The organism is Bartonella sp. ML69XJBT (assembly GCF_028618515.1).
GTDB lineage: Bacteria > Pseudomonadota > Alphaproteobacteria > Rhizobiales > Rhizobiaceae > Bartonella.
Map to the genome: position 1 here is coordinate 23,269 of NZ_JAQITB010000014.1, position 18,922 is coordinate 42,190.

Consider the following 18,922-nt stretch of genomic DNA (forward strand, 5'->3'; position numbering starts at 1 on the left):
AGTCACTGTTTTTTATAGAAGTTTTTTGAAAGGGTTCGATTGGTGATTTGTTTTTTGTTTTCGATGACTTTCAATTTGTAAATATTGGAAAAATCTAAATCACGGGCAACAAAAACGTTCACCATTTCCCCTTGGTTCTTGGTCAATGTTGGAGGAAGATTGGCGTAATTTTCTGTGAGAATGTTTGCAATATTTTGTCCCGCAGAAACTGTTTCAACGTTTTCTTCCGAAGCAGCTGCTTCCTTATCCTTCTTTTTTCGACTTTTTGATAAACGCTCCCTTGCATAGTTTGTGGCATCTCTGACAATCGACACAAGAAGTGCAGAGCCAATCCTCTCTAACCAATGATTATCAACATCTCCATCCATACCAGAACGCCCTAAAGTATCCGTTGCTGGTGAAGCTAATGCGATAATAACACCTTGTGGTGTTTTTGCTCTTGTCCAGAGCACAAAAAGACGATTTTGTCCTTTTTTTAATCCGCCACGATATTCGCCAACAATTTGAGTTCCTTTATCAAGGAGAACAACGCGACCATTGTCTGACAAAATATCTCTGGAAACGATACAACTGGTAAATCCTTGTTGGTCACTGTTGATGGCTGTTTCTAAAATACAGGGAATGGGCGTACCCATTGTGATGATGAAGTTACGATTGGGAAGCGCTGAAGCGCGAATGCCTTCAAGGGTTGTTGGCTTGAGAAGGTGATTAAATTGCTGTGCTGTTTCATCAGGTGTGTTGTCCAGTTTGTTCAGCAAAACACTATTATCTTTTGTGGTGTTTCCTGTATTCTGTTGGGGGTTTGTATAGGCTAATACAGGAGCGCGTTGTGCTGCTTGGAGAAGTTCATCATCAGCGGTTTTGGGTTGGTTTACTGTGGGTGTGGGGAGTTCAACCTTTGGTAATAGAGCGTTGCGTTGTAAAGGGCTCTTTTGTTGTAAAGTACCATTTTGTCGAGGTTGTTCAAAAACCACGGGCTTTGGTTCTGCAGGGCGGAAACGTTCTGTTTGCTTAATAATTCCTTCTTTTGGAGGTTCAACAGGTTGTTTTGTGTCTGTGGTAAGCGTTGAATATGCTAAATAAATACAAACAGCAAAAAGAATAACGAGAGCTATTGCTTTCCCTACATTGCTTTGTTGTTTTTTTCCTTGAGCATCTTTTATCGTATCGCGATCATTGATGTCTTTTTCATCCATTTTGTCATTCATGGCTGCTTCCTATGTTCACTTTACGTTGTACGGATGGTGATGTGGTACCGGTTTCGGGATTAATTCCTTCAGGCACAAACCTTTTATTGAAGATACACAGTACGTCATTGCCACGACGCAAAGTAAATTGCGCAGCTGTGGCATGAACAATAACTTTGTTGCCTTTAATTGATTTTGGAACAAGTGCTTCTTGTCCATCACGCGAGACAAGGTAAATGGCAGGAATTTCTCTGTTGCCTGAAAATGTGAATGTTGTTGTTTTACCATTGTCATAGACAGAGGAAGGTTCAATAAGGCTTGAGCCTTGTGCTTCATAAGCCCAATTGCGTGGTCCAAAATCTTCATGGATATTTAAAACATCATTGACAAAGTTTGCTTCGCGCTGCTCAGCTTTGGCGGCTTCGGCTAATTTTTTCCGTAAGGCTTCATCTTCTGGATAACGAAACTTGACTAAGAAATATGTTTCATTGCCTGCTGAAACATCGCCTTCACGCACTTGTAATTCAAACTGATAAGAACGCTTTGTCCCATCTTGGCGGCTTGTGACAATTTGTAAATTGGTGACGGGCTGAACTTCGCGCGGTTTGAGAAAAACAAAGTGGCCAGCCGGTGCAACTTGCCAAGCAACGGAATTGCCAATGCCTACATAGGTCACTTCTTCATCATCGGCAAATTCAAGTTGGACTGAAGAACGAATAGAGCCAATGATTTGCGTGACATTGTATGGGTCATAATTGACAAATCTGATGCGATTGTCTTTGCGGGCACTTACGGGGGCTGTTTCTGCAAATGAGGAGGTTGTATGACAGCTCATTGCGACAATGAAGGCTAAAATTATCTGAGAAAATCTAATCATTGTATCACCTCTGGATCAGATCTATATTCGGATACTTGAAAGCCAAGTGGGTTGACTAAGCGGTCCTTGGTTGAAATTTTTGCATTGATGTAGGAAAACTTTAAAATCGAAACCCAATGGGAAATATTTTCAGCGCCATTTAGTTCTCTTAGTGTTTTGTAGTAACGCACTTGAATGAGTTCGTCGTTTAAAAAGGAGATTGATTTAATGGCTACCGTAACAGTTATATTTTGATAAATATTTTGCGGACTTTCTGGATTGTTGCCCGAATACCATTTGGCAAAACGGTTTTGCTCTTCTGGTGAAGAGAAAAGAGAGATCAAGCTAAAATTATGTTCCGCCTCCGAGGCTTGAAAGCTTTCTCTGGCACGGACATATTGGCCAGCAAAATAGCGTGTTATCGCTTCATCATAGTTGTTTGGCGTTTCTTTTAGTGCACTTACTGTCTCGACAATGCCTGTTGAATTATCAACGCGGATCACAAAAGGCTCTACAGTTTTTAAGGGGGTTAATGCTGCAATAGCCAAAGCTAAAGCAATTGTCATTAAGCCAAAAAGGACTGTAAAAGCCATAGCAATTTTCATCCGCACCCGCATGCCGTGCATGCGGTCAATATCGAATGAGCGTGCTTCTTTTATATATTCATCAAATTCATTACTTTTCACGCATGACCTCCACAGTTCTATGAGAAAGTGTTTCTTGGGTTATGGGATTTAATGTAGCTTCCTTAAGTGTCACGCTTGCTGTTGCTTTTTCGCTTTCTAGGGTATTGAGAATGATGGGTGTTGTGACAGGCTTTTCACCTTTTTCTTGTAAGATAATGCCTTTATTGTCCCAATCCCATTTGTCTTTATTTAAAGCACGGGTAACTTTGCCATTACATCGTGGTGGCTTTTTAGGGCCACTCAGAGAGGCACAGCCCGTAAGGGCAATCGTTAGGATCACAAAAAAAGTTATTTTTCGTTTCATTTTTTTAACTCACAAATACTTTGGAATACAACGTATAGAAGCTTTTGTTCTGAACGATCTCACAAAAGCATGTGATGAAAGATTTTGATGGGTTGTGTAAAACCAAGGATATCAATTATTTCACGCAAAATGTGCGTGGTGCATGCGCTCTCTCGCGCATGCAATGCATAAATAAGAGCTCTGGTTCTTTTAAAGAGATGTCTCTTAAAAGCGACCACGTCCTCGCCCTCCCAATTTTGCTGCTGTACTTGCTGCTCTGCTTGCAGAACTTGCTGTACTTGTAAGGTGTGAAGCGACACTATGTCCACCCGATTTAGCGCTATTGTAAAGCATTGAAGCAATCTGTCCTCCTGAAGATACACCAGCGTTAAAGTATGGCCCACCAGCAGCTAAGGCTGAAGCAAGACCTGGAAGTGCGCGGAAGATAATAACCCCTATGATCGAAATGACGATGACAGGTGGGAAAAGAATATAGATTGACTCATAGGAAACTTTAAGAACCTGCAGGATAATTTGACATATAATCGTTCCAAGCATGATCACGAGAACTTGTAAAATGGTAAAATTGATCAAAGTTGAAATCCACGCTTCGGTGTATTTTCGCGTTGCATTGAATAAGTATAAACTGATAAAGAGGGGACCAAGACCTATAATCATTACCAGTGCAACTTGTGCAAACATTTGGACAATAAAACCACCTATACAAAAGAAAATAACGGTCACAAGCATTACACCACCAAGAATAGCAACAACAATTTTTTCAAAAAACCAAGCATTGTATAAGACTTCTTGAAAGCGATAACTTGCCTTTAACAAAATATAATCAAAGACATTGGAATTCGCAGGATTGCTGTTGAGCGCATTTCCAATAGCGTTTACTAAATCATTAAAGAAAATATCTTTGACATAGATATTAAATGTATCTGCATTCGTTGCCATTGTTGTGACAACAACGATCTTAACCACATTATTGAGGAGACTATGCATAGAAAGGGCTACACGACCTGTCATAACATTATAGCCATATAAAAAGGTAAAAATAATTGCAGCAAGATTAAGTGGTGCTGAAATCGCAGAAGATAGCCCACTCACCGTTGTGTTCATCACATTGTCGAGTGGTGCTACAATATATTCAGAAACAGTCCCAAACGGGGAAAACTTAAAGTCGGACATTCGATCTCTCAACTTGTGCTTCTAATTTTTTTTCTTTTTCTGCTAGTTGATCTTGAATCTTTTTACGTTCTCCTTGCGTTGTTTCTTCATGAAGCTCTTCTTTGGTTTTGCTATTTTTTGCTTGAAGCATAGTGAGATATTGAAGTTTTAGAGTATCTGTTTGAAGTTGCGTCTGAAGAAGAGAGAGTTTTGTTTGAAGTTCTTGTCGAAGTGCTTGCATTTCTTCAGGTTTTGTCTCTGTTTTTAATTTTAACTTTTCAATTTCTTGCCTTATTTCTTCAATTTTTTTGGTAGTTTCAGTTGTCGATGCGTAAATCGATTCAGCTGTTTCTTGTGTTGAAGCCTGTACTTGCTGCCTACTTTCTAATGCACTTTTATAATATTCATCTACATTTTGGGTGGTTTGTGCATTTGCATAAGGGCTGAAAGACAAAGATAACAGTGTGATTAAGCTATATTTTTTCATTGTTTTTCTCTCCTTTGATGAAATATGGGGAGCCATTCATCGGGGGTTTCTCCATATTCGTTGATAATTTGGTTCACGAGTTCAATATTTTTGGTTGTGCCGCTTAAGACGGCGATCTCATCGTTCATTCCGCGTAAGTTAAGTTCTGCAACAACGGAATTTTGTCCTTGTTTGATAAGGAAACGACGGGATTCTCTGCTCAATTCTGACTGTATCAGTTCAAATTCACGCTCAGTCAGTTTGAAATCTTCAACGTAATCTTGATAATTTGCTTTTTGATTTGGAAAAAATATTTGTGTGGGGCATTGCTCAATAATTGTATGGGCAATTGTTGAGTTTAAAGCGTCTTTGGGGCTTTGCGTTGCAAACAACATCATCCCGTTTTGTTTACGGATTGTTTTCAGACGGTCTTGGGCAAAAGCTTTAAATGAATCATCTTCAAGTGCTTTCCAAAATTCATCAATAACAATAATAATGCGTCGTCCATCAATAAGATCAAGAATGCGGTGAAAGAGGTACATCATCAAGGGACGCCGAATTTCTTCATTGTCTAAGAAATCGGTCATGTCATAACCAATAAATTGAGCATTTAAATTGAGATCATCTTGATCGTTATCAAACACCCAGCCTAAAGCATCTCCTCTTATCCAAGGTTGTAAGCGTATGGCAATTCCTTCTTTTGATGTGTTATCAAAAAACAGTTGAAGAGCGCTTAAAGAGCGTTGTGCACGGGGTAAACTTGCTAAGGAATCAATGGCTTTGGCGATATCTTGTCGCTCTTCTTCTGTGACTGTTTGTCCTTCAGTTGTGACGAGCTTTAAGATCCAATTACGAAGAAAGATTTTATTTTTTTCGGTGTATTCCATACCTTTTAAGGGGGCAATACCAGTAGGCTGTCCGTTCTTTAAAGGTTTGTATTTGCCACCTCCTGCTCGCACAAAAATCTCGGCCCCTTGATCTTTATCGAAAAAGACCATGGTCGGATTGTGTTTTTGTAATTGGGCGAGAAGAAAATTAACAATAACCGTTTTACCAGATCCCGATGGACCGCAAACAAAGGTATTGCCAAGATCACCATAATGAAAATTAAAATAATAAGGGGAACCTGCTTGTGTTTTCAACAATGCTACAGCAGTTCCCCAAACATTACCCTCCAATTTACCAATGGGAAAGGAGTGAAAGGGTGATAACGCCGCAAAATTTCTGCTGGTAATCGCTCCAGAGCGTGCACGATAGCTAAAATTTCCTGGCAATTGTGCCCACCAAGTCGCTTCCAATCCTAAATCTTCTCGTGAAATAACGGCTCCACCATTGGTTAAATGTGAACGTGCTTTTGAGAGATTCTCAGACAACATTTTGGGATGATCAGCAAAAACGGCTAGAGAAATATGATGTTCGCCCAAAACAAAACGGTTGGATTCTAAATCATCAAGGGCTTCATCGAGCGCTACAATTTGTGAACTGGCACGATCGGCCGCACTAATCATTTGATTTTGTTTGCGTCCCATAATGGTACTGGCAGCCGTTTTACTCTTAAAGACAAAAGACTGTGTTAAAATGAATTCAAAGGGGACGGTGAGTAAACCATCGGTCATACCTGGGCGTGTTCTTGAGGGATATTCTTTCCAGCCAAACATACCAACAAAGCGTTCATTGCTTTCATGGCGAATTTCAATAATTTCTTTGCCAAAAATGACACGATCGGAATAAATCGTTGAGGCAATGGTGCCAAATGTCAGGGGAATACGTTCACGTCTTCCTCCCACCAACTGGTGGAGAAATTCGCTTTGTTCAGAAAATAAAATACCGTCATGCTCATAAATGGATAAGAGACGTGGATTATAGGCTTCCAAACCTTCCATAAAGTCTTGGCTTAACTCTTCAAGTTTTCGGATGGCTTCCTGATCTGGTTCAGATTGTGTTTTTTTGGCTTTTGTTAAGCGCTGAAAAAAGGAAGCGAGCTGTTCTGTTTTATCGGATGCTGGATTCCACAGTAGGGAAACAAACAGATCATTTCTATAAAGCTCTTGTGAAACCATTTTCTTTTTGTATTTTGCATCTAAGGTTGCGGCAAAAGATGAAGAAAATTGACTGTCTGGATAAATCGTTTCACGCCGGCGGATAATGTGAGAATATAAAGCAACACGCTCATCGGCAATATTTTTTAACAGTGTGTTTAATTGGTTGTGTAAGGAATTTATTTGATCGATATCGACCGTGTCAAAATTCACACCATCAACGGCCATCACAATCATCAAGCAACGCGAGTTCAAAGCAATGACGTGCTGATTGACGTGGCGTATATAGGGAATATATTCTTCAGGCAAAATTTCCCGTTTCATGATGGCCGTCTGCTTCATCTGCCTAGTTCCTTATAAGTACGGATAAGACGTAGAGGAGATGTAGAACCTCCTCCCCATCTTGTGATGTTTTTTTGTTTTCCCCTTGTATTGAGCCAAGCAAAGAGTACGCGAAATTGATTGTGGTCGTATTTTGTGACTTCACGCAAAACAAAGTGCATACCAACGCCAAGGCCAATCATGGTAAAACCGCTGGTTAGAATAAAAAGGATGGTTGTTGCCATACCATTAAGTGCCATCGCTTCTATTGTGACACCCGCAATCATAGCGGGCCTTGTACAGGCAAGGAAAAGAGTATCTTCGTTCATTTATGATGAGCCCATTAATTTACCAACGAGCGCAGGAGCCCCAAAAACAATACCAATGCCGATAATAACAAAGGCTGCTTTGCGTAAATCAAAAAAGCCGTACATCCAAGCAATCCCCACGCCAATAACACATATAACCGCAATAAGCTTTGCTGTATTTCCTGTCATCGTATCAACGATACTGCTTAAAACACTATCAAGCTTTCCAAATCCCTGTGAAGTATCAGCGGCATAAGAAGGTTCTATTAAAATGAGTGCTGTCAAAAGCAGCATGAAAACGATAAATATGCCGTTTTTGGATAAAGTGTTTGTCATTTTACCTCTCTTTGACTGTTTATTGATCTCTTGTCTCTTTATGGCTGAAAATTTTTCTCCCCTCTGATTTACAGCCTCAATGCCCCTCGATTATTTTTAAAAGGCTTTGATAGTGGTCCTTACGCACTCCCAAAATCTTCTTCTTTAATCTTTTAAAGAGACAAAATATTTTTTTCATTTTATGATTGTGTTACACAAAAATGGCAATTTTAAGTTGTATCTCATCTCAAAATGGTAATAGCCAATCGTGTGAGAATAATATTCTTTATTTACAAAATGTCGTTAACACTCAACATATCTTACTTAGAGTTTTTTCCTTAAAGAGTAGGTAAGTTGTTGATAAAAATGTGAAAAGGCAAAGAAATAATGCACTTTTTAAACGAATGTATCAAACGAATACGATTTAAATGGGTCGTTATTATTTATATTGTGGGCTCTATGTCGTGGGGAATAAGCCAATATAAAGATAAAATAGATTTGAGTAGTTTCAAGACTTTTACGACGCAGGATGCCCAAGATATTGTTAATATCTATTTGGCAGAGAAAAAAACAATGGAACCCATCATCAAACAGAAGTTAGCAAAAAACGAACCAGCTGTGAATTTGCAGAACAGTGTTTTACGGGGTAATACAACTGTTTTTCAGGGGAAGGTATCAGTTACCAGTGGTGTTACATTTAAATTGCTTACCCCTGTTGCACAATCTTGGCGTAAACACATGACGCGCAATATTCATCTCTATGGTGTGGATAGTTGTGCGCCGCGTCAAAAGGCAAAATTAAATGATCAAGAATGGCCCTGTGGTGCGGTTACAACGGCTTGGCTGGTGACCAAAACACTGGGGCGGAGTTTATCCTGTAAGCAGGCTCTTATGCATAATGGTATTTCTTATGCACAATGTTTCGTTGATGGCGTTGATTTAGCTGAAGCAGGTCTTGCAGAAGGGATGTTGGTGCTTTCAAAAGAAAGTAAAAATCCTGTTCCAACGCAGTATCGCTACGCTGAAGAGAGTGCACGCAACAACAAAATCGGTCTTTGGTCTAGTGAGTTTACGGAACCTTTCCAATGGCGGCGGGATAATGGATCGTATAATCCCTTTGCAGACTTTTAATTGGCTCATATAGTTACTATCGAGAAATTTACAACGCGAATAGAAACAGAGCGTGAAGAAAAATTGAAAGAAGCTATAAAAATCTTTGCCACTGTTTTTCATAGTGGTGGATATAGCCTATATTCATTTTCAAAGTCTGTTTTTTTATATCCGCCCTCTGTTTTATGGATGTGCTGTACACAACAAAGAGCTGCTATTGTTAGTGGCAAGAAATCTTTTATTGGTTTATGTTTATAGGAGAAAGAGAGCATCTAAAAATGCTAAAATTTTCTATAGTGGAACATTACGTGTAGTGTTTAGTCATAAAATTCAATTTTTTTAGCCATTTCTTATCTTTATAATTATTCTACCTCAATCATGGTTTCTTCAGATACTTTTTTGAAAAAATTCGCCACTTCACTATAATTTTCCCCCTTTGCAAGGATATATCCTAAAAGTAAATAGGAAAAATCTTCAGGAGGAAGCAAGACAATATCTCCATTTTTTATCAAATATTTTGCGTGAAGAAATGCTTTTGAATGGCGTAAATCCTCAGGATACTCATAGTGTTTCAATCTACCAGCCTGAGTGGCTATACTGTAATGAATGCCTGTATAAGTTTTTACTTTAGGAATCTCAACAACTTCATTATTGATCAATGCAGAAACGACATTTTTAATCCAGTTTATTCCTAAAGCATTGCTCACAATATGTGTTGTGGTTACTCCACCTCTAATACGTGCTGCGATTTCAATGAATTTAAAGCCATCTTTTGTCCATCTTGCCTCTAAATGAAAGGGGGTATTTTTTAACCCAAGGACGTTAACAATATTATATGTAGCCTTTTCAATTTCGATTTTTACTTCATCATTTAATCTTGTTTGGAAAATATACTGGTATTCTGTAAACCAAGGTTCCGTGACTTTTTTATCCCCAATACCTGTAATATAGCATTCTTCATTTACAACAACACCTGCGACAGAAACTTCCTGATCGGAAAGATAAGACTTGCATAAAAAATGAAGACCATAACGGTTATAATTCCATTGATCATGCCCTTCTTTACCAAGGTTGATAAGTCCATAAAATGCATCTTTCATTTGTTTTTCGTTTTCTGCGTAATATATTCCTTTTGCACCTGAAGAACTTATTGGTTTAAGCACACAGGGAAATGAGATGTTGCTAAGATCTGCCTCTTCTTTCATTAATTTAAATGATGGGGTGTCTTCTGGATAAGTTTCCCATACAGTTTTTATCATTTCATATTTATTTCTGGCTCTTGTTGCAGACGAAACACTTGTTCCAGGCGTTTCTAACATCTGTGATACTAGCGTATTAAGCTCAACGTAAGGATTAGTCCATGAAAGAGATAAAACAAATTTTCGGTTCTTTTTAATCTCTTCAACAAGGGTGAGTACTTGATGATTATCTGCTAGGTTAACTTTGAAAAAATCGACACGATTTTCTCATATTTTAGGGCAAGTAGGAGCTAAAAGTACGATATTTAACCAAGTTCATGGCAGGCATTGAAAATAGCTTCCTGTTCGTTTTCATAAGAGGGAATTCCAAGCCAAAGAATAGAATTTTTCATGACTTTTCTCCCTTATGGAATGTTGTTTTTTATATTTCTTTAAAAATACTTACAAGTTTTTTGAAATAAAAATTATAAAATGGACAAGCGATGTTTCGTCAACAATTTTTTATTGATCCTTTATTCTCTGATATCCTTAGAGTTTTGCTTTTTGGGATTTTAATAATCATTCCATGAATGGGAACTATTTTGATCTCTTTTATTGGGCAAAGAGTGGCAATGAAGTGATTTGTAAGAGGTGTTATTGATGGCTCTAAGATGCATGTTCATGAAGAGTCGCCAAGAGGGCGAATATGTGCTTAAGAACAGAGCATTGAGTATGGTACGCTAGAAAGTGTGTCAGCGTGATCATTTAAGGAAATCAATATTTTTGAATGGAACAATCAATGCAAAGAAAAGAGGTTTTTAAGAGGCTTGTTTTGTCTTTCTCACGCGGTTGTGAAATCATGATTATAGGGGAGAGTTGGCATCTAAACCGCACCTTATCATGTGGAAAAAATCAGAAAAATATCCGATTTTTTTAACAATCTTCTTTGAAGGATAATTTTGCGATGTTGCTGGCATTATGCTGATTTTCGTCTCATCCACCCAATCCATTGAATTTACGGATTGTTTTCTTATAGACGATCAAAGTCATGACCATGGTAAAGACAGTGCTTAACACAAGAGAACTGATAGGCCATTCATTTTTACCAAGCAGGAGTGAGACGGGGAGGGACGCCGAAAAAGCCATGGGCAGCAAAAAAAGCAGTCCTTTCACAAGATTTAAGGGATAAATTGCTATGGGGATAAAGGAAAGTTGGTAAAGCATGGCATGAAAATAGGCAACCGGCATCTTACGGTTGGTCATGAATGTTATAAAGTTGAACATCATGAAAAAACACAAGTTTATGATAAAGACACAAATTATGGCCAGAATAAAAGAAAGCCATTGCAGTTTTATCTCTGACATATCGGGTAATGAGACAAAGGAATAAGCACTCACACCAACAAGCAAAAATTTAATCAGATAAAGAGGTCTGCACCAGCCAAGCAAGATTAACAGCCAAATTGAAACAGGCTTTGTCAAATATCCCTCAATTTTACCTTCTGCTACTTTTTCAAAAAATGTTTCAATAGAGCTGGTAAAAATATTCAAAAATATCCCAAGTAAAATGAAGACAACAAAGATAAAATGAATTTCATCTCTGCTATAGCTCTCAATATTTCCTGAAAAGCAAGAAATTCTGTCAATAAAGGTGAATTGAATAAAATAATAGCAAAGAGAAAGAAGAAATTCTCCAATGAAGTTTTTACCGTAAACAAGTTGTCGGCGCATATTCATATCGATAAAATGAAGAATTATTTTCATCTCATCCTCCCGCTCCATGATACGCTTTCATTCCTTTTTTCCAGACAAGATGAATAAAGAATAAAAGACACAAAATATAAAAAACACTTCCCAACATCAATTGTTGAAACACCGCTAGGTTTTTTGTGGAGAGGAATTCAGCAGGGGCTGATATGATGAAACGATAGGGATTATACTGCATCAATGGAATAAGCCATGTTGGCCAAAAAGAGGGAGGTAAAAGGGTACCGCCAAGAAGTGCTGAACTAAGAATACTAAAAGAGAGCAAGATATTGTATTCAATCACCCAGAAACTCAATAAGGCAATGGCAAAGGAGAGAAAAAAACACAGCAATTGGGAGAGAACAAAAATGAGAAAAAATAACAGAAAAGCGATGATCAATCCTAAAATATTTTCGTATGATAAAATAAGCTTTACAGTAAAAAGAGCTATTAAGGGAATGGCATAGAGCACACTTTCACCCAAAAAGGGCAACAACATTTGTGTCATGTAACTGAATGGTTTGGTGAGATAGACTTCTAATTGCCCTTCTTTCACATGCTTAGAGAAAGATTGAATGATGCCGTAACCATTGTTTAAGCGTGAGAAAACTAAGGCAAAGGCATAATAATACATCATATCATGAAAACCAAAACCGTTTATGTTGTTGCCCGTATCAGAAAAAAGGGCATTCCACAACAGAAGTTGAATCATGAAGGGCGAGAGTGTTCCCATGACAAAATCGGTAAAAAAACATTGCCCTGTCACTGAGGATGGTGAGCAAGCCGTTTTTGGCAAAGAAAAACAGAGCAAAGCAATGGTTAGATAAATTCTTTAAATTTAACACGGAGCATCTCTTCAAGTGAGGGAGTGGAGACAGAAAACGGACAGTTAAGTTCTGTTGCGATTTCTCTTAGGAAACGTGGAACATCTTCACGCAACAGTGAAATCTCTAGTGTACATTTTTCATCATTAAAGTGTTTCTCTTTTAAAGGAGCGGACAATTTTATGGCGAGTTCATCAATGTTTTCTATAAGGGTTGAAGGTGTTGGCAGGTGTTCACAAAAAACTGTTATTCTCACCCATGAAGGGATCATCTCTTTGAGTATATCCATAGCGCCATGAAACTGCTTCTTTCCCTTATGCAAAAGAAGAATATCATCGACATACCCATCAATATCTCCCATATCATGACTTGTGATGATATATCCTAAGCCTTGCTCTCTTTTTAGTTTTTTAAGCAGTTCCCTGATTTCATGTTTGGAGCTAATATCAAGACCAATCGTTGGTTCATCTAAAAACAACAGCTTAGGTCTAAAAGACAAATTAAACGCCAATTCACTTTTTACTCTTTCACCAAGGCTTAGCATGCGCACGGGCTTATCCATGATATGCTCAATGTCCAATAACGCAGTGATTTCTTTAAGATCACGGATAAAAGAGCTCCGTTCAAGGTCATATAAAGGTTGGACCATTTCTAGACTATAGCGGAGGGCAAATCCCACCATAAGCAATTTTTGTGACCAAAGACGCCCCCCAGAGACTTAAACAAATCTTTTTTTGTTTTATAAGGATCAACTCCTAAGACTTTAACACATCCCTCATCGGCTGTTTGTATACCAGAAAGTATTTTAATCAGTGTTGATTTTCCGGCTCCATTAGGTCCAACGATGGCGAGTGATTGCCCTGAAAAAAGGGTGAAACTGATCTCTTTGAGAACGTGATGGTTTTTATAGGTTGGCTTGAAAAGAGAAACCACCTTGTTTGTAAAACCAGGTGCATGCTCTTTGCTGCAGTATATTTTTGAGACCTTGTTAAGGTCAATCAATAATGATGCCATTCGTTTCCTCCCCCTTTTCAATTGATCTTGTTTAAGGGTCTCGTAATCTCTTAAACTCTGCTCTCATTTATCGGAAAAGGAGACATATTCCTAGACCTTTGTCGTAATAAAACGCACTTGAATAGTTTATCTCATTGAGAGACAGTATGTTTTTTCAGTAAGATGTGCTCGTTTGTATGAGGCATTGATATGCTAAGCTCTTGTTTTTTCAAGATGATATTTGGCAGAGATGAAGCCTGATGGGCAGAGAGCTGAAGTCCTTTATTATTGTGCAGCCAAAAGTATGAACTGTAAATTCATGCTATCAGTATGCTAGACTTGCATTAGGACAGTATCGTAGGTGATAAGTAATGGTGAGTTATTCTGTTTCTTTCGTGTGATGGTACCGTGCTTCAAGAGGAAACGCATTAGAAAAAGGAATAGTTGTTTTTATTCTTTTGATAAATGCTGTAAAAATTTTATAGCAGCGATTAAGTGCAAGATCAAAAATCATGCCATAGCGTATCTAAAGTCAAAGGATGTCATATGGTCAATAAACGTAAAGTATTTTGTTTTTGGAGGTGGTTGCGTTATAGTAAAAGGCAAGCAAGGGAGGTTTTTATATGTTGAGCGAAGATGAAATTAAGCTGCGTCGTCTCTATGCTGAAAATGCATTGGCAAGTCAACGTTTAGAGGGGTTGGAACCCGATCCACAGGTTGTTGCGCAAATGGAGCGGGTTATTATTGGTGAACTTGAAATCGGTGATATCATCAAAGATTATATAGAGCGTGTAAAACGTGGTGAAGTATGAGAATGAAAAGATAGTTTAATGGTATAATAGTCAAGGGGAGGAGGTTTGATATGTTGAGTGAAGACGAAATTAAGCGACGTCGCTTTGCTGCTAAAAATGCATTAGCAAGTCAACTTTTAGAGGGGTTGGAGCCAGATCCACAGGTCGTTTCTCAGATGGAGCGGGTTATTATTGGAGAACTTGAAACAAGTGATGTCATCAAGGATCTTATGGAACGGATAAAACGTGGAGAAGTATAAAGGCGGCGGTGATCCTTATACTGATCCTGAAACTGGTGTGTTGTATAATCGGCTTGGGATGAAGGATAAAGCCACATTGGAGCGTGTGGAATCTACTTTCGCTTATGTAAGATCTTTTGAACTTATGCAGACACCTCTTCGTGGTAAGTTTGATCTCGCTCACATGAAAGAGATCCATAGAAAGCTGTTTGGTGACGTTTATGAATGGGCAGGAGAGATCCGTTTGCTGAATATTGCCAAAGGCAATAGCATATTTGCTTATTATACTCAGATTGAAAGTTATGCATCCAATATTACCCGGCAGCTGGTAAAAGACCACTATCTGCGTAGTCTTGATATGGGTGAATTTAGTATAAGGGCTGGATATTATATGGGTGAGTTGAATGTGTTGCATCCGTTTCGAGAGGGGAATGGACGCACATTGCGTGAATTTATGGGGCAACTGGCTCGTGAAGCTGGTTATTATATTGATTGGAGCTCTCTTGAGCAACAAGAAATGATACATGCATCAGTTGCGGCGTATCATGGGAATTCTGAATACTTATCTGCACTTATTCGTAGAAACCTTACCCCAATTTACAGAAAATAAAAGGTTTCTCAAGGTCTTTAAAAACTCCTCTTATATTAAGAACAATAAAGAATTATTGGAAAAACAAAAAGAAAAAATTGCACCACTTTTGGATAGAATAAAGACAGCTTCTGACAACCTTTAAAAAGAAGAACTCGAGGTTGCGCAATCGCAAAAAGATTTGAATGTCCGCTGCAAAAGTCACAGAATGAACTCTCTACCTTGCAGTTTATGCGAATAAGTAAAGGAATATTTATTGCGTAGCACTACATTACACATCTTGCCATTTTTCCATTTTTTGAAAAGAAAATTTTTACAAAACTTATCAAAATATTTTTTTGATTAACAAAAATACTGGTGTTTTAGAAAGATTCGATAAATCTCACAAAATCCTATGAAGATTTTGTGAGTTCATGCAACAGAGAACAAAGTGGGGAAATGTACATAGTTTTTCTTACCAACAAAAATTTCATTTTAAAACGCATTGAAGAAGGATATTCCTTAAAGGAAATTTTAAGAAAAAATCCAAATTTCAATATTTCATATAATGCTCGAACATCATATGGCATTTGACTTATGCGAATACAGTAAAAATTGCTAGCGGCTCTTGTTTATGTCTCGAATTAAAATAGTCGCGCTTGATTTTATGGAATCTCTTCATTATTGCCCCCTCAAAAGAGGGGGATTACAAAAATAGGGCAATTGATATCTCTTTTTCCTCACTCTAAAGAACGAAAACTCCTGCCAGTTCTGGTCTGTCAATCATTCGTTTTTTGGGGAAGCTCTATTTAGCTCACCTCATGTCGCTGCCTTTTAGGGCAGTCATAAGTTCTTCAGAGAAAACCTGTCCTGAATATTCATTACATACTCAAAAACGCTTTATATATAAAGTTTACATGCCTTATATCATTGCTCTAAACGATGCTATTATACGGTGTATCAAGATAAAGTTCCATAAGGGTATAGAAGAGCGCCCATAGATGATATTGTACCCTATAAATATAATGTAGAGTGTACAAGATACTTTAAGTGGAGCATTTAAACTTAATGAAAGATGTTTAACAGTGTTATTCATTACACTGACAACGGGTTCTGTTAAAGTGTTGTCTATCATGCTAAACAGAGTAATTTTGTCAAACGCCATTGCATGCCCATTCTATCAAGTTTTTGAAAATTGATTATTTCTGATTTAATTGTTGCTTTGTGTTTTTTCAGCTTGTTCTTTTGCTTCTTGTTCGGCTTTTCTTTTTTGATATTCAGCTTCACTTTTTTCACTTTGAGCACGCATTTCGGCTTTAAATTTTTCCATAGCATCACGAAGCTCTTCGTTGTGTTTACTAATTCTCTCTGCAGCTTTTTCCCGACGTTCTTTGTCAAGTTCAAGTGCTGCTAATCTTAGGTTTTCACAATTTTTCGAAGTTCCTGTGAAGCCACATCTTGCGCCCCATTCTTCCATCAATTTTTTATCTTTTTTAAATTCTGCTACGCTATAGGTTTTTTCGCAACCAGCAGTGATAATTCCGGTGCAAAGTAGTAATGTTGTTATGAGAACTTTATTCATAGATATTTCCCCTTCTTTCTTTCAGTTTTTAAAGTGTGAGCACAATTTTTAAATTCTGCTCTGTGTTTTAGTTTTTTGTAACCCGTGATGACAAATCTAGGGCACAGACAGAATGATGCCGAGTTTGAAAACTGTTGCTATAAAATCCCATAGGGGAATAGAAGAACGTCCATATGTAACATTGTAGCCCATAAATGCAATGTAGATTATAGCAGAAGCAGTTACTGGAGCAGATAAAGCTGCCGAAAGATTCGCTATACTTTGATCCATTGCTTTCACAAGTGGTTCTGTTGTTGCATGGTCTATCATGCCCAAAAATTTCATTCTATCTAATAGTGACATATAAATGCCCCGCTACGCATTGTGTATTTTTAAAATTTCTTTGAGGGTGCTGAAAAGCACTTGTCTTTTACTTATTAATTTATTTTTCTTTCTTTTCAGTTTTTTTGTTCGCTATCATCTTCAAGGAGTTGATTGGCAATATCTTCATATTCTTCAGAAGTAAGTTCATGATCTGCTATTCGTGCGTTTTCACAATTTTTCGAATTAGCTGAAATTCCGCATTTAACCATCCATTCTTCGAGTAGTTTTTTATCTTTTTTAAATTCTGCGACGCTATAGGTTTTTTCACATCCAGCGGTGATGAACCCTGTGCAAAGCAACAATGTTGTTATGAGAACTTTATTCATAGATATTTCCCCTTCTTTCTTTCGGTTTTTAAAGTGTGAGCACAATTTTTAAATTATGCTCTGTGTTTTAGGTTTTTGTAACCCGTGATGACAAATCTAGGGCACAGACAGAATGATGCCGAGTTTGAAAATTGTTGCTATAAAATCCCAAAATGGCATGGAAGAACGCCCATAGATGATATTGTAACCCATAAATGCGATGTAGATTGTACAAGACACCTTAAGTGGAGCACCTAAAGCCGATGAAAGATTGTGAATGATTTCATTCATTGTCTTTGTAAGGGGTTCCATCAACATATCATCTATATCGGTAAATACGCCTTTGGTTACTATTGCCATTTAGATGCTCCGCTATTTATCGTGTATTAATGGTTATTTTGTTGTTGTTCAGCTTCTTTTTTAGCGCGTTCTCTTGCTTCTCGTTTAGCTCTCATTTGTTCAATCCAAGCGTCTTGTTCAGCTTTCAATTTTTCCATTGATTTGCGATTTTCTTCGTCAATTTTACGACTTCTTTCTGCTGCTTTTGCCTGACGTTCCTTATCAAGTTCTAAAAATGCTAACCGCATGTTTTCACAATTTTTTGAAGTTCCTGCAAATCCACATTTAGCGTCCCACTCTAAGCGTAAATTTTCATCTTTTTTAAATTCTGCAACGCTATAGGTTTTTTCGCAACCAGCAGTGATAATTCCAGTGCAAAGTAGCAATGTTGTTATGAAAACTTTATTCATAAATATTTCCCCTTCTTTCTTTCAGTTTTTGCGGTTGAGCACAATTTTTAAATTATGCTCTGTGTTTTAGTTTTTTGTAACCCGTGATGACAAATCTAGGGCACAGACAGAATGATGCCGAGTTTGAAAACTGTTGCTATAAAATCCCAAAATGGCATAGAAGACCATAGATAACATTATAACCAAGAAAAATGATATAAATTGTGGCAGAGAGTTTAACTGGATTATGTAAACCAACCGCAAGGCCGCCAATACTTTGATCCATTAGCTTAATAAGTGGATCCATGACGGCCTTGTCCATCTTCGTAAAGAAAAACAAAGCGCTAAGTGCCATTACTAGTTCCTTTGCAATATGTGGTTCTTCAATTCCTTGGAGGAGACTTACCCCTTTTTATAGTTTATTTTTCTTTCTTTTCAGATTCTTTTTGTTCTTGATTCTTTCCAAGAAATTCATTTGCAAGGTTATGGTAATATTCTTTACGAAGTTCGGCTGTTGCTAATCGTGCATTTTCACAATTTTTTGAATTCCCAGCTACCCCACATTTTGCAACCCATTCTTTGAGTAGTTTTTTATCTTTTTTAAATTCTGCCACGCTATAGGTTTTTTCGCAACCAGCAGTGATAATTCCAGTGCAAAGTAGCAATGTTGTTATGAAAACTTTATTCATAAATATTTCCCCTTCTTTCTTTCAGTTTTTGCGGTTGAGCACAATTTTTAAATTATGCTCTGTGTTTTAGTTTTTTGTAACCCGTGATGACAAATCTAGGGCACAGACAGAATGATGCCGAGTTTGAAAACTGTTGCTATAAAATCCCAAAATGGCATAGAAGACCATAGAT

26 protein-coding genes are annotated in these 18,922 nt (G+C 37.7%); 5 read left to right on the forward strand and 21 right to left on the reverse strand.

Annotated elements, in window-relative coordinates:
- Nucleotides 1-2: 2 nt before the first annotated feature.
- The 9 genes from virB10 to PVV68_RS05875 form a co-directional block, all read right to left on the reverse strand.
- Nucleotides 3-1,208, reverse strand: coding sequence for a type IV secretion system protein VirB10 (gene virB10, locus PVV68_RS05835; RefSeq protein WP_273721022.1), 1,206 nt, complete (start codon nt 1,206-1,208; stop codon nt 3-5).
- Nucleotides 1,201-2,064 carry a P-type conjugative transfer protein VirB9 gene (virB9, locus tag PVV68_RS05840; protein WP_273721023.1) on the reverse strand — a complete coding sequence of 288 codons (864 nt, stop codon included), beginning with the start codon at nt 2,062-2,064 and terminating at the stop codon, nt 1,201-1,203. Before virB9 ends, virB10 begins: the two co-directional genes overlap by 8 nt.
- The gene (locus PVV68_RS05845; RefSeq protein WP_273721024.1) at nt 2,061-2,729 is read right to left on the reverse strand and encodes a VirB8/TrbF family protein; all 669 of its coding nucleotides are present in this window, start codon (nt 2,727-2,729) and stop codon (nt 2,061-2,063) included. The genes virB9 and PVV68_RS05845 overlap by 4 nt, the downstream gene beginning before the upstream one ends.
- The gene (locus PVV68_RS05850) at nt 2,719-3,033 is read right to left on the reverse strand and encodes a type IV secretion system protein VirB7 (RefSeq protein WP_273721025.1); all 315 of its coding nucleotides are present in this window, start codon (nt 3,031-3,033) and stop codon (nt 2,719-2,721) included. Before PVV68_RS05850 ends, PVV68_RS05845 begins: the two co-directional genes overlap by 11 nt.
- Nucleotides 3,034-3,237: 204 nt before the next feature.
- Nucleotides 3,238-4,206: a type IV secretion system protein gene (locus PVV68_RS05855; RefSeq protein WP_273721026.1), complete on the reverse strand. Its 969-nt coding sequence runs from the start codon at nt 4,204-4,206 to the stop codon at nt 3,238-3,240.
- Nucleotides 4,193-4,672: a type IV secretion system protein VirB5 gene (locus PVV68_RS05860; RefSeq protein ID WP_273721027.1), complete on the reverse strand. Its 480-nt coding sequence runs from the start codon at nt 4,670-4,672 to the stop codon at nt 4,193-4,195. The genes PVV68_RS05855 and PVV68_RS05860 overlap by 14 nt, the downstream gene beginning before the upstream one ends.
- Nucleotides 4,669-7,032, reverse strand: a complete 2,364-nt coding sequence (locus PVV68_RS05865; RefSeq protein WP_273782733.1) for a VirB4 family type IV secretion/conjugal transfer ATPase — start codon at nt 7,030-7,032, stop codon at nt 4,669-4,671. The genes PVV68_RS05860 and PVV68_RS05865 overlap by 4 nt, the downstream gene beginning before the upstream one ends.
- Nucleotides 7,029-7,340, reverse strand: a complete 312-nt coding sequence (locus PVV68_RS05870) for a type IV secretion system protein VirB3 (RefSeq protein ID WP_273721029.1) — start codon at nt 7,338-7,340, stop codon at nt 7,029-7,031. The genes PVV68_RS05865 and PVV68_RS05870 overlap by 4 nt, the downstream gene beginning before the upstream one ends.
- Nucleotides 7,341-7,655 carry a TrbC/VirB2 family protein gene (locus PVV68_RS05875; RefSeq protein WP_273721030.1) on the reverse strand — a complete coding sequence of 105 codons (315 nt, stop codon included), beginning with the start codon at nt 7,653-7,655 and terminating at the stop codon, nt 7,341-7,343. It lies immediately after the preceding gene.
- Between the two features lie 366 nt (nt 7,656-8,021).
- On the opposite strand from PVV68_RS05875, the gene PVV68_RS05880 reads away from it, so the two are divergent.
- Nucleotides 8,022-8,765, forward strand: coding sequence for a hypothetical protein (locus PVV68_RS05880; protein WP_273721031.1), 744 nt, complete (start codon nt 8,022-8,024; stop codon nt 8,763-8,765).
- On the forward strand, nt 8,766-9,002 hold the full coding sequence (locus PVV68_RS05885) for a hypothetical protein (RefSeq protein WP_273782734.1): 237 nt from the start codon (nt 8,766-8,768) through the stop codon (nt 9,000-9,002).
- Between the two features lie 104 nt (nt 9,003-9,106).
- Here the strand turns inward: PVV68_RS05885 and PVV68_RS05890 are convergent, their stop codons facing one another.
- The 5 genes from PVV68_RS05890 to PVV68_RS05910 form a co-directional block, all read right to left on the reverse strand.
- The gene (locus PVV68_RS05890) at nt 9,107-10,063 is read right to left on the reverse strand and encodes an ATP-grasp domain-containing protein (RefSeq protein ID WP_273721032.1); all 957 of its coding nucleotides are present in this window, start codon (nt 10,061-10,063) and stop codon (nt 9,107-9,109) included.
- Nucleotides 10,064-10,915: 852 nt separating this feature from the next.
- Nucleotides 10,916-11,704, reverse strand: coding sequence for an ABC-2 family transporter protein (locus PVV68_RS05895; protein ID WP_273721033.1), 789 nt, complete (start codon nt 11,702-11,704; stop codon nt 10,916-10,918).
- Entirely contained in the window at nt 11,688-12,380 is a 693-nt protein-coding gene (locus PVV68_RS05900) for an ABC-2 family transporter protein (protein ID WP_273721034.1), read from the reverse strand. Before PVV68_RS05900 ends, PVV68_RS05895 begins: the two co-directional genes overlap by 17 nt.
- A 107-nt stretch (nt 12,381-12,487) precedes the next feature.
- On the reverse strand, nt 12,488-13,141 hold the full coding sequence (locus PVV68_RS05905; RefSeq protein ID WP_273721035.1) for an ATP-binding cassette domain-containing protein: 654 nt from the start codon (nt 13,139-13,141) through the stop codon (nt 12,488-12,490).
- A 2-nt stretch (nt 13,142-13,143) separates the two neighbouring features.
- Complete coding sequence (locus PVV68_RS05910; RefSeq protein ID WP_273721036.1) at nt 13,144-13,506, reverse strand: ATP-binding cassette domain-containing protein; 363 nt, start codon at nt 13,504-13,506, stop codon at nt 13,144-13,146.
- Between the two features lie 602 nt (nt 13,507-14,108).
- Here PVV68_RS05910 and PVV68_RS05915 point away from each other — a divergent pair.
- Genes PVV68_RS05915 through PVV68_RS05925 form a run of 3 tightly spaced genes read left to right on the forward strand, consistent with a single transcriptional unit; the run spans nt 14,109 to nt 15,125 of the window.
- Nucleotides 14,109-14,297 (forward strand): antitoxin VbhA family protein, encoded by a 189-nt coding sequence (locus PVV68_RS05915; RefSeq protein ID WP_273721037.1) that lies wholly within the window; start codon nt 14,109-14,111, stop codon nt 14,295-14,297.
- A 50-nt stretch (nt 14,298-14,347) separates the two neighbouring features.
- The gene (locus PVV68_RS05920) at nt 14,348-14,536 is read left to right on the forward strand and encodes an antitoxin VbhA family protein (protein WP_273721038.1); all 189 of its coding nucleotides are present in this window, start codon (nt 14,348-14,350) and stop codon (nt 14,534-14,536) included.
- Nucleotides 14,523-15,125: a Fic family protein gene (locus PVV68_RS05925; protein WP_273721039.1), complete on the forward strand. Its 603-nt coding sequence runs from the start codon at nt 14,523-14,525 to the stop codon at nt 15,123-15,125. The genes PVV68_RS05920 and PVV68_RS05925 overlap by 14 nt, the downstream gene beginning before the upstream one ends.
- Nucleotides 15,126-16,293: 1,168 nt before the next feature.
- Here PVV68_RS05925 and PVV68_RS05930 read toward each other — a convergent pair.
- The 7 genes from PVV68_RS05930 to PVV68_RS05960 all read right to left on the reverse strand — a co-directional run bounded on the left by PVV68_RS05930 (nt 16,294) and on the right by PVV68_RS05960 (nt 18,750).
- Nucleotides 16,294-16,665 (reverse strand): EexN family lipoprotein, encoded by a 372-nt coding sequence (locus tag PVV68_RS05930; protein ID WP_273721040.1) that lies wholly within the window; start codon nt 16,663-16,665, stop codon nt 16,294-16,296.
- A 96-nt stretch (nt 16,666-16,761) separates the two neighbouring features.
- Complete coding sequence (locus PVV68_RS05935) at nt 16,762-17,007, reverse strand: hypothetical protein (protein ID WP_342752685.1); 246 nt, start codon at nt 17,005-17,007, stop codon at nt 16,762-16,764.
- Between the two features lie 95 nt (nt 17,008-17,102).
- The gene (locus PVV68_RS05940; protein ID WP_273721041.1) at nt 17,103-17,354 is read right to left on the reverse strand and encodes an EexN family lipoprotein; all 252 of its coding nucleotides are present in this window, start codon (nt 17,352-17,354) and stop codon (nt 17,103-17,105) included.
- Between the two features lie 96 nt (nt 17,355-17,450).
- A complete protein-coding gene (locus tag PVV68_RS05945; RefSeq protein WP_342752686.1) occupies nt 17,451-17,693 on the reverse strand; it encodes a type IV secretion system protein in 243 nt (80 codons plus the stop codon).
- A gap of 26 nt (nt 17,694-17,719) precedes the next feature.
- Complete coding sequence (locus tag PVV68_RS05950) at nt 17,720-18,082, reverse strand: EexN family lipoprotein (protein WP_273721042.1); 363 nt, start codon at nt 18,080-18,082, stop codon at nt 17,720-17,722.
- Between the two features lie 136 nt (nt 18,083-18,218).
- Nucleotides 18,219-18,416: a hypothetical protein gene (locus tag PVV68_RS05955; RefSeq protein ID WP_273721043.1), complete on the reverse strand. Its 198-nt coding sequence runs from the start codon at nt 18,414-18,416 to the stop codon at nt 18,219-18,221.
- A gap of 64 nt (nt 18,417-18,480) precedes the next feature.
- Nucleotides 18,481-18,750, reverse strand: coding sequence for an EexN family lipoprotein (locus PVV68_RS05960; protein WP_273721044.1), 270 nt, complete (start codon nt 18,748-18,750; stop codon nt 18,481-18,483).
- Between the last annotated feature and the right edge of the window lie 172 nt (nt 18,751-18,922).

What these genes read in the sequence shown, in the direction of transcription:
- virB10 (WP_273721022.1), bottom strand. Translation starts at nt 1,208, where the DNA reads ATGAATGACAAAATGGATGAAAAAGACATCAATGATCGCGATACGATA.
- virB9 (WP_273721023.1), bottom strand. Translation starts at nt 2,064, where the DNA reads ATGATTAGATTTTCTCAGATAATTTTAGCCTTCATTGTCGCAATGAGC.
- PVV68_RS05850 (WP_273721025.1), bottom strand. Translation starts at nt 3,033, where the DNA reads ATGAAACGAAAAATAACTTTTTTTGTGATCCTAACGATTGCCCTTACG.
- PVV68_RS05855 (WP_273721026.1), bottom strand. Translation starts at nt 4,206, where the DNA reads ATGTCCGACTTTAAGTTTTCCCCGTTTGGGACTGTTTCTGAATATATT.
- PVV68_RS05860 (WP_273721027.1), bottom strand. Translation starts at nt 4,672, where the DNA reads ATGAAAAAATATAGCTTAATCACACTGTTATCTTTGTCTTTCAGCCCT.
- PVV68_RS05865 (WP_273782733.1), bottom strand. Translation starts at nt 7,032, where the DNA reads ATGAAGCAGACGGCCATCATGAAACGGGAAATTTTGCCTGAAGAATAT.
- PVV68_RS05870 (WP_273721029.1), bottom strand. Translation starts at nt 7,340, where the DNA reads ATGAACGAAGATACTCTTTTCCTTGCCTGTACAAGGCCCGCTATGATT.
- PVV68_RS05875 (WP_273721030.1), bottom strand. Translation starts at nt 7,655, where the DNA reads ATGACAAACACTTTATCCAAAAACGGCATATTTATCGTTTTCATGCTG.
- PVV68_RS05880 (WP_273721031.1), top strand. Translation starts at nt 8,022, where the DNA reads ATGCACTTTTTAAACGAATGTATCAAACGAATACGATTTAAATGGGTC.
- PVV68_RS05890 (WP_273721032.1), bottom strand. Translation starts at nt 10,063, where the DNA reads ATGTTAGAAACGCCTGGAACAAGTGTTTCGTCTGCAACAAGAGCCAGA.
- PVV68_RS05895 (WP_273721033.1), bottom strand. Translation starts at nt 11,704, where the DNA reads ATGGAGCGGGAGGATGAGATGAAAATAATTCTTCATTTTATCGATATG.
- PVV68_RS05900 (WP_273721034.1), bottom strand. Translation starts at nt 12,380, where the DNA reads ATGATTCAACTTCTGTTGTGGAATGCCCTTTTTTCTGATACGGGCAAC.
- PVV68_RS05905 (WP_273721035.1), bottom strand. Translation starts at nt 13,141, where the DNA reads ATGGTCCAACCTTTATATGACCTTGAACGGAGCTCTTTTATCCGTGAT.
- PVV68_RS05910 (WP_273721036.1), bottom strand. Translation starts at nt 13,506, where the DNA reads ATGGCATCATTATTGATTGACCTTAACAAGGTCTCAAAAATATACTGC.
- PVV68_RS05915 (WP_273721037.1), top strand. Translation starts at nt 14,109, where the DNA reads ATGTTGAGCGAAGATGAAATTAAGCTGCGTCGTCTCTATGCTGAAAAT.
- PVV68_RS05920 (WP_273721038.1), top strand. Translation starts at nt 14,348, where the DNA reads ATGTTGAGTGAAGACGAAATTAAGCGACGTCGCTTTGCTGCTAAAAAT.
- PVV68_RS05930 (WP_273721040.1), bottom strand. Translation starts at nt 16,665, where the DNA reads ATGAATAAAGTTCTCATAACAACATTACTACTTTGCACCGGAATTATC.
- PVV68_RS05935 (WP_342752685.1), bottom strand. Translation starts at nt 17,007, where the DNA reads ATGTCACTATTAGATAGAATGAAATTTTTGGGCATGATAGACCATGCA.
- PVV68_RS05940 (WP_273721041.1), bottom strand. Translation starts at nt 17,354, where the DNA reads ATGAATAAAGTTCTCATAACAACATTGTTGCTTTGCACAGGGTTCATC.
- PVV68_RS05945 (WP_342752686.1), bottom strand. Translation starts at nt 17,693, where the DNA reads ATGGCAATAGTAACCAAAGGCGTATTTACCGATATAGATGATATGTTG.
- PVV68_RS05950 (WP_273721042.1), bottom strand. Translation starts at nt 18,082, where the DNA reads ATGAATAAAGTTTTCATAACAACATTGCTACTTTGCACTGGAATTATC.
- PVV68_RS05955 (WP_273721043.1), bottom strand. Translation starts at nt 18,416, where the DNA reads ATGGCACTTAGCGCTTTGTTTTTCTTTACGAAGATGGACAAGGCCGTC.
- PVV68_RS05960 (WP_273721044.1), bottom strand. Translation starts at nt 18,750, where the DNA reads ATGAATAAAGTTTTCATAACAACATTGCTACTTTGCACTGGAATTATC.